Below are 13012 nucleotides of genomic sequence, written 5' to 3'. Positions count from 1 at the left end.
TACGGGTTTTGTAGGTCGGGTAAGCGAAGCGCCACCCGACTAAGCCAGCTGCTTGCGACTGATCAGCGGCCCCTCAATCTTCTTCATCGACCGGTCCAGCACTTCCTCAATCACCGACGACAGCTCGTTCAGCTCAAACTTCGCCACATACCCGTCCGCCTTCACTTTACGAATATGATCTTCGTTAGCGTTGCCAGACAGGGAAGAGTGGATCACCACCGGAATATCTTTCAGGAACGGATCGGTTTTGATTTTGCGCGTCAGCGTAAAGCCGTCCATCTCTGGCATTTCGAGGTCGGTCAGCACCAGCGCAATCTTATCGGTGATCGGCACGCCCTCAGCCTGCGCCTGTGCCGCCAGCACGCCAATTTTCTCCCACGCGTCTTTACCAGTGATATACAACTGTGCAGGGATCTCCATCGCCTGCAGTCCTTTCTCCAGCATCGAGCGCGCTACTTTCGAATCTTCCGCGACAATCGCGACAGAGCCCGGTTTGATGTTGAATTTGGTGGTCTGCAGGTTGGTGGCGTGCAGATCGTGGTTTGCAGGAGTGATGTCATACAGGATCTGCTCAACGTCAAGCACCATCGCCAGATCGTTGGTATCGGTCTTCTCGTCCAGGCAGGCGATACTGGTAATATAGCGCCCGCTGACGGCGGTTTCAGCGGCGTGAACCTGCTTCCAGTCGAGACGCATGATGTTCTCAACCGATTCCACAGCAAACGCCTGCACGCTGCGGGCATATTCGGTGATCAGCAGAATGTTCAGCCCGGTTGTTGGCTTGCAGCCCGCGACGGCGGCCAGGTCAATCACCGGGATCACCTGATCGCGAATGTTCACCATCCCCATCAACGGGGACTTCATCCCCGCCGGTTTGGTGAACTCCGGCATCGGCACGATTTCACGCAGCTTAAAGACGTTAATGCCAAACAGCTCGGATTTATTTTCGTTCAAAGAGGTGCCAAGACGGAACAGCAACAGTTCAAAACGGTTCGACAGGGTGAGATTCGCCCTGTCATCAATATCTTTCTGGAAATTATCCATTCTACCCTCAAGAGAAATGCTGACCTTTTAATCGTTATCGGCACTCTGAGGGAAAAATGAAGGACTAAACGCTGACCTGAGTGAAATCTTCGGCCAGCTCACAGTTTGAGAAGACCTCACGACACTCTGCCAGCAGGCGTTCACTGCCCTGGGCGTCGTAACGCGAGCTGACGTGGGTGACGATCAATTTCCCGACGCCCGCCTGACGGGCAAGCTGTGCCGCCTGATGCGTGGAGCTGTGACCCCGGCTGTTGGCCTTCTCTTCCATCGCCGCTTCCAGCGTGGCTTCGTGAACCATCACATCCACGCCATGAGCCAGCTGCAGGGCGGAAGGGCACGGGGCGGTATCGCCAAAAATCGCCAGTTTCTTGCCTGGCTGAGGTGGGGCGAGATAATCCTCTCCGTTGACCACGCGTCCGTCTTCCAGCGTAATCGTGTCGCCCTGTTTCAGACGCTGGAACAGTGGACCCGGCTTCACGCCGTCTGCGATCAGCGCAGCGGCATTCAGCGCGCCGGGTTTGTCATGCTCTTCAATGCGATAGCCGTAACACTCCACCGGATGGTTTAGCGGCTGAGCGGTGACGTTATAGTCCCCATCATTGAAGACCAGACCTTCTGCAATCTCGATCACGTCCAGCGGGTAATCTGTCCACGAGCCGCTCAGTCTCAGCGTCGTTTCCACAAATTCGGCAATGCCGGCTGGCCCGTAAATCGTCAGCGGGTTGGCATTCCCGGCCATCGAACGGCTGCACAACAGACCGGGCAGGCCAAACAGATGGTCGCCATGCAGATGGGTGATAAAAATTTTATCCACTTTACCCGGATGATAAGCGGTGTGTAACAACTGGTGCTGAGTGCCTTCGCCGCAGTCGAACAGCCACAACCCGCCTCGGGTAGGGTGCTGCAGATCGAGCAGTATGGCCGTCACGTTTCGTGAGCGGGTTGGCACACCGGCGGACGTACCCAGAAAAATCAGTTCCATAACGTAATCAGCCCTTTGCCGAATGGGGAGGGGTTTAGTATAACGTGATGAACCCCAGGAAGGAGACTGACATGATCCAGTGGCAAGATTTACACCATAGTGAGTTAACCGTTAATTCGCTGTATGCGCTGCTTAAACTGCGCTGCGAAGTGTTTGTGGTTGAGCAAACCTGTCCGTACCAGGACATCGATGGCGATGACCTGGTCGGCGACAACCGCCATATCCTTGGCTGGAAAGACAACGCGCTGGTGGCGTATGCGAGGATTCTGAAAAGCGCGGATGATAATGAGCCTGTCGTCATCGGCCGCGTTATCGTCAGCAGTAAAGCGCGCGGTGAAAAGCTGGGCTATCAACTGATGGAGAAAACGCTGGCATCCTGTGAAAAACAGTGGCCGGACAAAGCGTTATATTTAGGTGCGCAGGCACATCTGCAATCATTCTATGCCCATTTTGGTTTTACGCCGGTGACAGAGGTGTACGACGAAGATGGTATTCCCCATATCGGTATGGCAAGGGAAGCGAAACAGGCGTAATGGCTCGTCGTTGTCTATAGTTAGCGGACTGGTGTACTAACATGGAGAAAATTATGTCATTTCAATCCTGGGATACCCGTATCGATGACGACCTGGCTTTACTGAGCGAAACGCTGGAAGAGGTGTTACGTTCATCGGGCGACCCTGCCGACCAAAAGTATATTGAGCTGAAAGAACGTGCCGAAAAGGCACTGCATGACGTGAAATCGCGCGTCAGCCAGGCTTCCGATAATTACTACTACCGCGCCAAAAAAGCGGTTTATCGTGCTGATGATTACGTGCATGAAAAACCGTGGCAGGGCATCGGCGTCGGTGCTGCCGTGGGGCTGGTTCTTGGTCTGCTTTTGGCCCGCCGCTAATCCTGTAATAAACGGTTAACCACTCCCTGTACGCGGGTACTGCAATTTATGGTCAGTACCCCGTATAATGTGAGGTTTTTACAGGGAGAGGTTCGCGTGCATTCGATTTCCATCGCGCTGGAACATCTGCGCAGCCAGCTTGCGCAAGCGTTACCCGCTACACCTGGTTTGCGTCATTTCGACGTCTCTTTCCCGTTAAACGACGCCTTCGATCCCCTGGCCTGGCTGGGTGCTCAATATTGTTATCCGCAATTCTACTGGCAGCAGCGTAGCGGTGATGAAGAGCTTGCCGCCCTTGGTGCCGTAGCGCAATTTGATTCGCTTGCCGCCGCCTCGCAGTTTTTGCATACGCATAATGCAGCCAATGATATTCGCATCTGTGGCCTTAACGCCTTTAACCCGGCTCACGGTAGCCTGTTTTTACCACGCCTGCTCTGGCGGCGTATCGCCGGGGGGGCCACGTTGCGCCTGCAGCTCTGGAGCGAAACCTCCCTGCAGGATGATGCCCGTCACGCGCTGCAATTTTTAGAGCAGCTTAATGATGCTAAGCCGATTAGCCCGTTGTCGGCGCAGATTCTGCATGAAACGCATCATCCGCAAAAACCACAATGGCTTGATCTTATTCGCCAGGCCACGGAGACCCTCGCACGCGGTGATTTTGAAAAAGTGGTGCTTGCACGCGCAACGGATCTGCAGTTCAGCCAGCCCGTCGACGCTGTTGCGCTGATGGCTGCCAGCCGCGCCCTGAATTTAAATTGCTACCATTTCTGCATGGTGTTCGATGCCAGCAATGCGTTTCTCGGTTCCACGCCCGAACGCCTGTGGCGGCGGCGTGGAAATCTGCTGCGTACTGAAGCGCTGGCAGGGACAGTCGCCAGCCATACCGACGATAAACACGCCCAGCGTCTGGGCGAATGGCTGATGAACGACGATAAAAATCAGCGTGAAAACATGCTGGTGGTGGAAGATATCTGTCAGCGTTTACAGCACCACACGCACGCGCTGGAGGTGCTGCCAGCGCAGGTCGTTCGCTTGCGTAAGGTGCAGCACTTACGTCGTTGTATCTGGACCGAGCTAAAACAGGCCGACGACGAGCTTTGCCTGTACGCCCTGCAGCCAACGGCAGCCGTGGCAGGATTACCGCGCCAACCCGCGCGCGAATTTATCGAAAGCGTTGAGCCTTTCTATCGCGAGTGGTATGCCGGATCGGCCGGTTATCTCTCGCCCGAACAAAGCGAATTTTGCGTGGCGCTGCGTTCTGCGCGTGTTCATGATGCCGCGCTACGCCTCTATGCGGGCGCGGGCATCGTCAGCGGTTCCGACCCGGAACAGGAGTGGCAGGAGATAGAAAACAAAGCCGCCGGGCTGCGTTCTTTGCTCCTTAGGGATTAATACTGATTCGCGCAATCCCGATTCATATCAAAATTCCAACTTTTTCTATTATTTATACTGTGTCGCATTATTGATACCGGACAACCTCATGTCAGTAAGTTCTTTTAACCGGCGCTGGGCGACGGTGATCCTTGAAGCCCTGACCCGCCATGGCGTCAGGCACGTGTGTATTGCACCCGGTTCTCGTTCAACTCCGCTGACGCTGGCGGCGGCTGAAAACCGGGCACTGATTCATCACACCCATTTTGACGAGCGTGGTCTGGGCCATCTGGCATTAGGGCTGGCGAAAGTCAGCAAAGAACCCGTGGCGGTGATTGTTACCTCCGGCACGGCGGTGGCGAACCTCTATCCGGCGATCATCGAAGCCGGGTTAACCGGTGAAAAACTCATTGTGCTGACGGCGGACCGTCCACCGGAGCTAATCGACTGCGGTGCTAATCAGGCTATTCGCCAGCCGGGTATTTTCGCGTCTCACCCTTCGCAGACGGTCTCGTTACCGCGTCCAACCCAGGATATTCCGGCAAGCTGGCTGGTCTCTACGCTGGATCACGCAGTAGGCTCGCTGCGCAGTGGCGCGTTGCATATCAACTGTCCGTTTGCCGAGCCGCTGTATGGCGAACTGAACGAAACCGGTCTGGCCTGGCAGCAGCAGCTTGGCGACTGGTGGGAGAATGAAAAGCCGTGGCTGCGTGAGCACACGCATCTGGAAAGCGCAAAACAGCGCGACTGGTTCTTCTGGCGTCAGAAACGCGGCGTCATCATTGCCGGGCGCATGAGCGCTGCCGAAGGCAAACGGGTGGCGGAGTGGGCGCAAACTCTCGGCTGGCCGCTGATAGGCGACGTGCTTTCCCAGACTGGCCAGCCGCTGCCGTGTGTCGATCTCTGGCTCGGTAATGCGCAAGCGGTTACGGAACTGGCGCAGGCGCAGATTATTGTCCAGCTTGGCTCAAGCCTCACCGGAAAGCGCTTACTGCAATGGCAGGCGACCTGTAAACCAGAAGAATACTGGCTGATTGACCCGCTGGAAGGGCGGCTCGATCCGGCGCATCATCGCGGTCGTCGTCTGGTCAGCGAGATTGATGCCTGGCTGGAACTGCATCCGGCTGAAAAACGCAAACCCTGGGCGGTGGCGATCCCGGAACTCTCGCGCCAGGCGTGGGACATCACCAAAGCGCAGTGTGAAGGTTTTGGTGAAGCCGGGCTGGCGCACCGAATTCGCCAGTATCTGCCTGAGCAGGGGCAGCTGTTTGTCGGCAACAGCCTGGTGGTGCGCCTGATTGATGCCTTCTCTCAGCTCCCTGCAGGCTATCCGGTTTACAGCAACCGTGGCGCAAGCGGCATCGACGGTTTGATTTCGACGGCGGCAGGCGTGCAGCGTGCCAGCGCCAAATCCACCCTCGCCATCGTGGGCGATCTCTCCGCGCTGTATGACCTCAACGCGCTGGCGCTGTTGCGTCAGGCTTCTGCGCCGTTTGTGCTGATTGTGGTCAACAACAATGGCGGGCAGATTTTCTCCCTGTTGCCCACGCCGCAGAGTGAGCGCGAACGCTTCTATCTGATGCCGCAAAACGTGCAATTTGAACATGCGGCAGCGATGTTCAGCCTTAAATATCATCGCCCGGAAAACTGGGAAGAGATGGATGCGGCGCTGAGTACCGCGTGGCGACAGCCCGGTGCCACACTTATTGAGCTGGTGGTGAATGATTCTGAGGGTGCTCAGAAGCTACAAACCCTGCTGGCGCAGGTGAGCCAGCTGTGATCCTCTCGGGCGTCCAGCAGACCGGAAAATCAGGCTACCCGTGGCTGGTTTTTCTGCACGGCTTTTCTGGTGATTGCCGTGAATGGCAGGTTGTCGGGGAGTCCCTGAATGATTATCCCCGGCTGTACCTCGATCTGCCTGGTCATGGTCATTCTGCTGATACTGGCGTATCAGGCTTCGACGAAATGAGCGATTTGCTCGCAAGAACCCTGCTTAGTTACAACATACTAAACTACTGGCTGGTGGGTTACTCCCTCGGCGGCCGCATCGCGATGTTCCATGCCTGCCAGCGTCCAAAGGGGCTGTGCGGGGTGATCGTGGAAGGCGGACATCCTGGACTCCAGGATGCCGATGCGCGTGCGACACGGTTTGCATCCGATAGCCGTTGGGCGACGCGTTTTCGCACTGAGGCACTCGAAACGGTTTTTGCCGACTGGTATCAACAGCCCGTATTTGCTTCCCTTACGGACATGCAGCGCCAGGCCCTTATCACCCTGCGCAGCCAGAACAATGGTGCGCATCTGGCGCAGATGCTTGAGGCGACGTCGCTCGGCGTACAGCCTGATTTACGTTCCGCGCTTAAGGCGTGCGATTTCTATTATTTATTTGGCGAGCGTGACGAAAAGTTCGCGGCTATTGCGGCTGAACTGAATGCCGGACGCCATGTTATTCCTCACGCCGGACACAACGCCCATCGGGAAAACCCTGATGCGGTTGTCGCTAGTCTGGCTCAGATACTGCGTCTTCGAACAAAGGACACTCTATGATCTATCCTGATGAACACATGCTTTACGCGCCGGTTGAATGGCAAGACTGCTCCGAAGGCTACACGGACATTCGTTACCACAAATCGGCTGACGGCATTGCCAAAATTACCATCAACCGCCCGCAGGTGCGTAACGCGTTCCGTCCGCTGACCGTAAAAGAGATGATCCAGGCGCTGGCGGATGCGCGCTATGACGACAACATCGGCGTGATTGTCCTGACCGGTGAAGGTGACAAAGCATTCTGCTCCGGTGGCGATCAGAAAGTGCGTGGCGACTACGGCGGATACCAGGATGACGCGGGTACGCATCACCTGAACGTGCTCGATTTCCAGCGCCAGATCCGCACCTGTCCAAAACCGGTTGTCGCGATGGTGGCGGGCTATTCCATCGGTGGCGGCCACGTGCTGCACATGATGTGCGACCTGACCATTGCCGCTGAAAACGCCATCTTTGGTCAGACCGGCCCGAAAGTCGGCTCCTTTGACGGCGGCTGGGGCGCGTCCTACATGGCGCGTATTGTCGGCCAGAAAAAAGCCCGCGAAATCTGGTTCCTGTGCCGTCAGTACAATGCTCAGGAAGCGCTGGATATGGGCCTGGTCAACACCGTGGTGCCGATTGCCGATCTCGAAAAAGAGACCGTGCGCTGGTGTCGCGAAATGCTGCAAAATAGCCCGATGGCGCTGCGCTGCCTGAAAGCCGCCCTGAACGCCGACTGTGACGGTCAGGCGGGCCTGCAGGAGCTGGCGGGTAACGCCACCATGCTGTTCTACATGACCGAAGAAGGCCAGGAAGGACGCAACGCGTTTAACGAAAAACGCCAGCCAGACTTCAGTAAATACAAACGGAACCCGTAATGCGTCGCGCGCAGGTTTACCGCTGGCAGATACCGATGGACGCGGGCGTGGTGCTGCGTGAACGGCGGTTAAAAACCCGTGACGGACTCTTCGTTCATCTGCAGCAGGATGAGTGCGAAGGCTGGGGCGAAATCTCGCCCCTTCCGGGCTTCAGCCAGGAGTCGCTGGATGACGCGCAATCCGCGCTGGTGACGTGGGCGCGCGAATGGCGCGAAGGGGCCGCTCCGGCACTGCCGGAGGTGCCTTCCGCTGCGTTCGGTATCAGCTGTGCGCTGGCGGAGCTTGACGGCACATTGCCACAGGAAGCCAATTACCGCGCTGCACCGCTCTGTACCGGCGATCCGGACGAACTGTTCGCGCTGCTCTCCGCCATGCCCGGTGAGAAAGTGGCGAAAATCAAAGTCGGTTTGTATGAAGCGGTACGTGACGGAATGGTCGCCAACCTGCTGCTGGAAGCGATCCCCGATCTGCGCCTGCGTCTCGATGCCAACCGGGCCTGGACGCCGCTTAAAGCGCAGCAGTTCGCGAAGTACGTCAATCCGGCACATCGCGACCGCATCGCGTTTCTGGAAGAGCCGTGCAAAACCCGCGATGACTCCCGCACTTTTGCCCGTGAAACGGGTATTGCGATTGCCTGGGATGAAAGTCTGCGCGAGCCGGATTTCCAGTTTGTCGCAGAGCCCGGTGTGAGTGCGGTGATCATTAAACCGACGCTGACGGGCAGCCTTGCGAAGGTGCGGGAGCAGGTCGCGGCGGCGCATGCCTCAGGGCTGACGGCGGTGATCAGTTCCTCCATTGAGTCCAGCCTTGGGCTGACGCAACTGGCGCGCATCGCCGCCTGGCTGACGCCAGACACCCTCCCTGGCCTTGATACGCTGAACCTGATGCAAACGCAGCTGCTCCGCCAGTGGCCGGAAAGCACACTGCTGTGTCCTGGCGTTGAGGCGCTGGAGCCGGTGTTATGAACTTTACCGACTGGCCCTGGCGGCACTGGCGTGCGCAGTATGCCGATAAACCTGCATTACGCCTGAACGACGATATTCTCACCTGGCAACAGCTGTGCGCGCGTATCGACAGCCTCGCGGCGGGTTTTCATCGTCAGGGTGTGCAGGAGGGCGACGGCGTGATGCTGCTCGCCCATAACCACCCGCAAACCCTGCTGGCGTGGCTTGCGCTGCTCCAGTGCGGCGCGCGTATTCTGCCGGTGAACCCTCAGTTACCCCGACCGCTGCTGGACGTGTTGCTCCCGCAGATGACGCTGCGCCATGCTCTGGTGCTGGACGGTGCATTTGACGGGCTCGCTTCACTTGTCCTGAGCGAACACTCCGGTAACGATGCTGCTTCGTGGCAACCGGAGCGCCTGGCCTCCATGACGCTCACCTCCGGCTCTACTGGCTTACCCAAAGCGGCTGTCCATACCTGCGCGGCGCACCTTGCCAGTGCACAGGGCGTCCTGTCGCTGATGCCCTACGGGGGTGACGATGACTGGCTTCTGTCTCTGCCGCTGTTTCATGTCTCAGGGCAGGGGATTTTATGGCGTTGGCTGCAGGCAGGCGCGCGGTTGACTGTTCGCGAGAAGCAGCCGCTGGAGCAGTCATTACAGGGCTGTACGCATGCATCGCTGGTGCCAACGCAGTTGTGGCGTCTGCTGAATTCTCAGCAAAACGTCGCGCTGAAAGCCGTTCTGCTCGGCGGGGCGGCCATTCCTGTGGAACTGACAGAGAAGGCGCGCGAGCAGGGGATTTGGACCTTCTGCGGCTATGGCCTGACCGAGTTTGCCTCTACCGTCTGCGCGAAAGAGGCGGACGGCGAGCCGGACGTCGGCGTTGCCCTGCCGGGCAGAGAGGTGCAGGTGGTTGAAGGTGAAGTCTGGATCAAGGCGCAAAGCATGGCGGCGGGCTACTGGCAGGACGGGGCGTTGCTGCCGCTGACGAACGATAAGGGCTGGTTTGCCACCCGCGATCGCGGTGAGTGGCGTAACGGACGCCTGTCCATACTGGGCCGCATGGACAATCTCTTTTTCAGCGGGGGAGAAGGTATTCAGCCGGAAGCGCTGGAGCGCGTTATCGCCACGCATCCGCAGATAAGCCAGGTGTTTATCGTTCCTCTGGACGACGCCGAGTTCGGGCAACGTCCGGTGGCGGTGGTGGAGTGCGAACCGGGTACGGATATCACGCTTTTTCCTGACTGGGTGCAGGGAAAACTGGCGCGTTTTGAGCAGCCGGTACACTGGCTTGCGCTGCCCGCTGAACTAAAAAATGGCGGGATTAAAATCTCCCGCCAGGCGTTGAAACAGTGGGTCAATGCACTTCTGAGAGGATAATCAGCCGATGTCCGGCTGAGGCTTACGCTGGCGTCGACGCAGCAGACGCAGGACCGGCGGCACCACGATCACCATAATTGCCATCGCCAGCAGCACCTTCGTCACGCTGCTCTCCCACAGAATCGACATGTTACCGTTACTGATGGAGAGGGCGCGGCGCAGGTTCTGCTCCAGCATCTCACCTAACACAAAGCCCAAAATCAGCGGCGACATCGGGAAGTGCATTTTGCGCAGGATGTAGCCCAGCACGCCAAGCAGCACCATCAATACCAGGTCGAAGGTGGTGCTGTGTACGGCATACACCCCAACCGCAGAGACGGCGGCAATGGCAGGCACCAGGAACCACAGTGGAATGGTCAGCATGCGGGTGAACAGGCCGATCAGCGGGATGTTCATCACCAGCAGCATTACGTTGGCGATCAGCAGGGCCGCAATCAGACCCCAGACAATATCCGGCTGTTCAGTAAACATCGCCGGGCCAGGCGTGATGTTATAGAGCGTCAGCGCGCCCATCATCACCGCCGTGGTGCCGGAGCCCGGTACGCCAAGCGTCAGCATCGGAATGAACGAGCCGCAGGCTGAGGCATTGTTCGCTGCCTCCGGAGCTGCCACGCCGCGAATATCGCCTTTGCCGAAGCTATCACTGTTACCGCTCAGCTTTTTCTCGGTCATGTAGGTGATGGCGCTGGCAATGGTCGCCCCTGCGCCAGGCAGAACGCCGACGAAGAAACCGATCACCGATGAGCGTAACGTGGCACCTACACACTGTACCCCTTCTTTGGCATTAAAGAGCATCCGGCCGGTTTTGCGCACCAGCGTCTGCCCGCTGCTGGTATGTTCCAGCATCAGTAAAATTTCTGAGACAGAGAACAGCCCGATCACGACGACGATAAACTGTACACCGTCAGACAGGTGAACGCTGTCGAAGGTAAAGCGATAAACCCCGGTGTTGGCATCCACGCCGACGGTGGCTAACCCTAAGCCAATCAGCGCGGACAAAAACGACTTCAGTGGATTCTGCGCCATCATGCTGCCGAGGCAGGCAATGGCGAACACCATCAGAGCAAAATATTCCGCCGGACCAAACGCCAGTGACCACTGCGCCAGGGCAGGGGCAAACAAAATAATCCCGCCAATGGCAATCAGCGAACCAAAGAACGAGCTGACGGCAGAAATGGAGAGCGCCACGCCGCCGCGCCCCTGTTGCGCCATCGGATAGCCGTCGAGCGCGGTCATAATGGCGGCGGCATCGCCGGGCACGTTAAGCAGTATTGATGAAATGCGCCCGCCATACTCGCAGCCGATATAGACCGTCGCCAGCAGGATTAGCGCGGATTCCGCGGGCAGGTGCAGGGCAAAGGCCAGCGGCAGTAAAATCGCCACACCGTTGATGGGACCAAGGCCGGGCAGCAGGCCGACGATCGTGCCCACGAAGCAGCCGATCAGGGCGATCACCAGGTTTTCCGGGGTCATCGCTACCGCGAACCCCTGAGAGAGATAAATCCAGGTATCCATAGCGTGCTCCGTTAGTTAAACCATGCGCCAAGGGGTAACGTCACATCCAGCAGGCGGTCGAAGGCGTACCACAGTAAAATGCCCAGTACCGCCCCTGAGAGACCCGCCGCGGGCAGCGTGGCGTTAAACAACATGCCGATCACCATCGTCAGAATGGCGGTGGCAACCGGGAAGCCGAGCCACTCAAAACCCCATGCGTACATCAGCAGCATAATGACCATCACCAGCAGGCGTTGCAGAATGCGCCCAGGCGGCCAGTCCACGGCGTCGGGATGACGCAGTAGCAGGGCGACCGAGCAGAGCAGCATCAGGCCGACAATCCCCATCGGAAAGGGGCGCGGCCCCACGGGTTCATAGCTGTATTCGCTGTGGATCTGCCAGGCGACGAACAGCCCGCCGATGCAGAGCAACAGCCATATTCCGGCAAAAATACGATCGCTCATAGCGCCTCCGGTTATTTCGCCAGGCCAAAGGCTTTCGCCTGCTCGCGGTAGTCATTCACCTGTTTTTTGACATATTCATCCAGCTGCTTACCGTTCAGGTTGAACTCAAACAGCCCGCGCAGGTCGCGCTGCTTTTTGAATTCGTCGGTTTGCTGGAGTTTTGCGAAGGTGTCCACCCACCACTGATATTCGGCATCGGTCACTTTCGGTCCGACGAAGAAACCGCGAATGATCGGCCAGACGAGGTTATAGCCCTGCTCTTTGGCGGTAGGGACGTTCGCCAGCTGGCCCGGCAGACGGTTTTCGGAGAAAACGGCCAGCACGCGGATTTTATCGCCACTGAGGTAAGGCACCATTTCACTGAGATCGCCGGACACCGCCTGCACGTGGTTGCCCATCAGCGCCGTGACGGGCTCACCGCCGCCCTCAAAGGCCACGTAGCGCATCTTGTGCGGGTCCACTTTTGCCTGCTGCGCCAGCAGCGCGGCTTTCATCCAGTCCTGGCTGCCAATCGACGCGCCCGCGCCAATTACCACGCTGTTAGGATCTTTCTCCATGGCGGTGAGCAGATCTTTCAGCGTTTTCCATTTAGAGTCGGCGCGAACGGCAATCATGCCGTAGTCCGTACCCACGGTAGAGAGCCAGCGCACGTCATCCACCCCGTAGCGGCCAAACTTGCCCTGAGACAGGTTCAGCAGCGATCCGCCGGAGAAAGCCACCACGGTGCCCGCTTCAGCAGGGCGCTGCGCGACAATCGCGTTATAGGCGACGGCTCCCACGCCGCCCGGCATGTAGGTTACGCGCATCGGTTTTTCGATAGCGCCTGTCTCCAGCATGCTCACCTGAATGAGCTTGCAGGTCAGATCGAAACCACCGCCGGGTTTGGCTGGAGCGATGCACTCGGTGCGGGACGGGGCGTCCTGCGCCTGGACGACAGAGGCATTCAACATCAATACGCTTGCAGCAAGGGTCGAAAGTAATTGTTTTTTCATCGTTTATCCTCACGCCGGTGAACCGGGAGTACGGGTACAGGTCTTTTTT

Annotated in this window: 13 protein-coding genes; 8 read left to right on the top strand and 5 right to left on the bottom strand. The window is 58.0% G+C overall.

What is annotated here, in order from left to right:
• Positions 1-39: 39 nt before the first annotated feature.
• Both EoCCA6_RS04735 and rnz read right to left on the bottom strand, forming a co-directional pair.
• A complete protein-coding gene (locus tag EoCCA6_RS04735) occupies positions 40-1044 on the bottom strand; it encodes a chemotaxis protein (RefSeq protein WP_152081703.1) in 1005 nt (334 codons plus the stop codon).
• A gap of 64 nt (positions 1045-1108) precedes the next feature.
• A complete protein-coding gene (rnz, locus tag EoCCA6_RS04730; RefSeq protein WP_152081702.1) occupies positions 1109-2026 on the bottom strand; it encodes a ribonuclease Z in 918 nt (305 codons plus the stop codon).
• 71 nt (positions 2027-2097) lie between these two features.
• On the opposite strand from rnz, the gene EoCCA6_RS04725 reads away from it, so the two are divergent.
• The 8 genes from EoCCA6_RS04725 to menE all read left to right on the top strand — a co-directional run bounded on the left by EoCCA6_RS04725 (position 2098) and on the right by menE (position 10013).
• Positions 2098-2559, top strand: a complete 462-nt coding sequence (locus tag EoCCA6_RS04725) for a GNAT family N-acetyltransferase (protein WP_152081701.1) — start codon at positions 2098-2100, stop codon at positions 2557-2559.
• Between the two features lie 53 nt (positions 2560-2612).
• Complete coding sequence (gene elaB / locus EoCCA6_RS04720; protein WP_152081700.1) at positions 2613-2918, top strand: stress response protein ElaB; 306 nt, start codon at positions 2613-2615, stop codon at positions 2916-2918.
• Between the two features lie 96 nt (positions 2919-3014).
• Positions 3015-4310 carry an isochorismate synthase MenF gene (gene menF, locus EoCCA6_RS04715; protein WP_152081699.1) on the top strand — a complete coding sequence of 432 codons (1296 nt, stop codon included), beginning with the start codon at positions 3015-3017 and terminating at the stop codon, positions 4308-4310.
• Between the two features lie 88 nt (positions 4311-4398).
• Positions 4399-6069, top strand: a complete 1671-nt coding sequence (gene menD, locus EoCCA6_RS04710; RefSeq protein WP_152081698.1) for a 2-succinyl-5-enolpyruvyl-6-hydroxy-3-cyclohexene-1-carboxylic-acid synthase — start codon at positions 4399-4401, stop codon at positions 6067-6069.
• Positions 6066-6836 carry a 2-succinyl-6-hydroxy-2,4-cyclohexadiene-1-carboxylate synthase gene (menH, locus tag EoCCA6_RS04705; RefSeq protein WP_152081697.1) on the top strand — a complete coding sequence of 257 codons (771 nt, stop codon included), beginning with the start codon at positions 6066-6068 and terminating at the stop codon, positions 6834-6836. Before menD ends, menH begins: the two co-directional genes overlap by 4 nt.
• A complete protein-coding gene (gene menB, locus EoCCA6_RS04700; protein ID WP_080328564.1) occupies positions 6833-7690 on the top strand; it encodes a 1,4-dihydroxy-2-naphthoyl-CoA synthase in 858 nt (285 codons plus the stop codon). The genes menH and menB overlap by 4 nt, the downstream gene beginning before the upstream one ends.
• Positions 7690-8655, top strand: coding sequence for an o-succinylbenzoate synthase (menC, locus tag EoCCA6_RS04695; RefSeq protein ID WP_152081696.1), 966 nt, complete (start codon positions 7690-7692; stop codon positions 8653-8655). Before menB ends, menC begins: the two co-directional genes overlap by 1 nt.
• A complete protein-coding gene (gene menE, locus EoCCA6_RS04690; protein WP_152081695.1) occupies positions 8652-10013 on the top strand; it encodes an o-succinylbenzoate--CoA ligase in 1362 nt (453 codons plus the stop codon). The genes menC and menE overlap by 4 nt, the downstream gene beginning before the upstream one ends.
• On the opposite strand, the gene EoCCA6_RS04685 is transcribed toward menE, so the two are convergent.
• The 3 genes from EoCCA6_RS04685 to EoCCA6_RS04675 are packed head-to-tail and all read right to left on the bottom strand — an operon-like array spanning position 10014 to position 12963.
• Complete coding sequence (locus EoCCA6_RS04685; protein WP_152081694.1) at positions 10014-11528, bottom strand: tripartite tricarboxylate transporter permease; 1515 nt, start codon at positions 11526-11528, stop codon at positions 10014-10016.
• An 11-nt stretch (positions 11529-11539) separates the two neighbouring features.
• Positions 11540-11971 (bottom strand): tripartite tricarboxylate transporter TctB family protein, encoded by a 432-nt coding sequence (locus EoCCA6_RS04680; RefSeq protein ID WP_152081693.1) that lies wholly within the window; start codon positions 11969-11971, stop codon positions 11540-11542.
• An 11-nt stretch (positions 11972-11982) separates the two neighbouring features.
• The gene (locus tag EoCCA6_RS04675) at positions 11983-12963 is read right to left on the bottom strand and encodes a Bug family tripartite tricarboxylate transporter substrate binding protein (protein WP_152081692.1); all 981 of its coding nucleotides are present in this window, start codon (positions 12961-12963) and stop codon (positions 11983-11985) included.
• Between the last annotated feature and the right edge of the window lie 49 nt (positions 12964-13012).

Origin of the sequence: Enterobacter oligotrophicus, assembly GCF_009176645.1 — a bacterium.
Taxonomy (GTDB): domain Bacteria; phylum Pseudomonadota; class Gammaproteobacteria; order Enterobacterales; family Enterobacteriaceae; genus Enterobacter; species Enterobacter oligotrophicus.
This window is presented reverse-complemented; position numbering and strand designations above follow the sequence as displayed.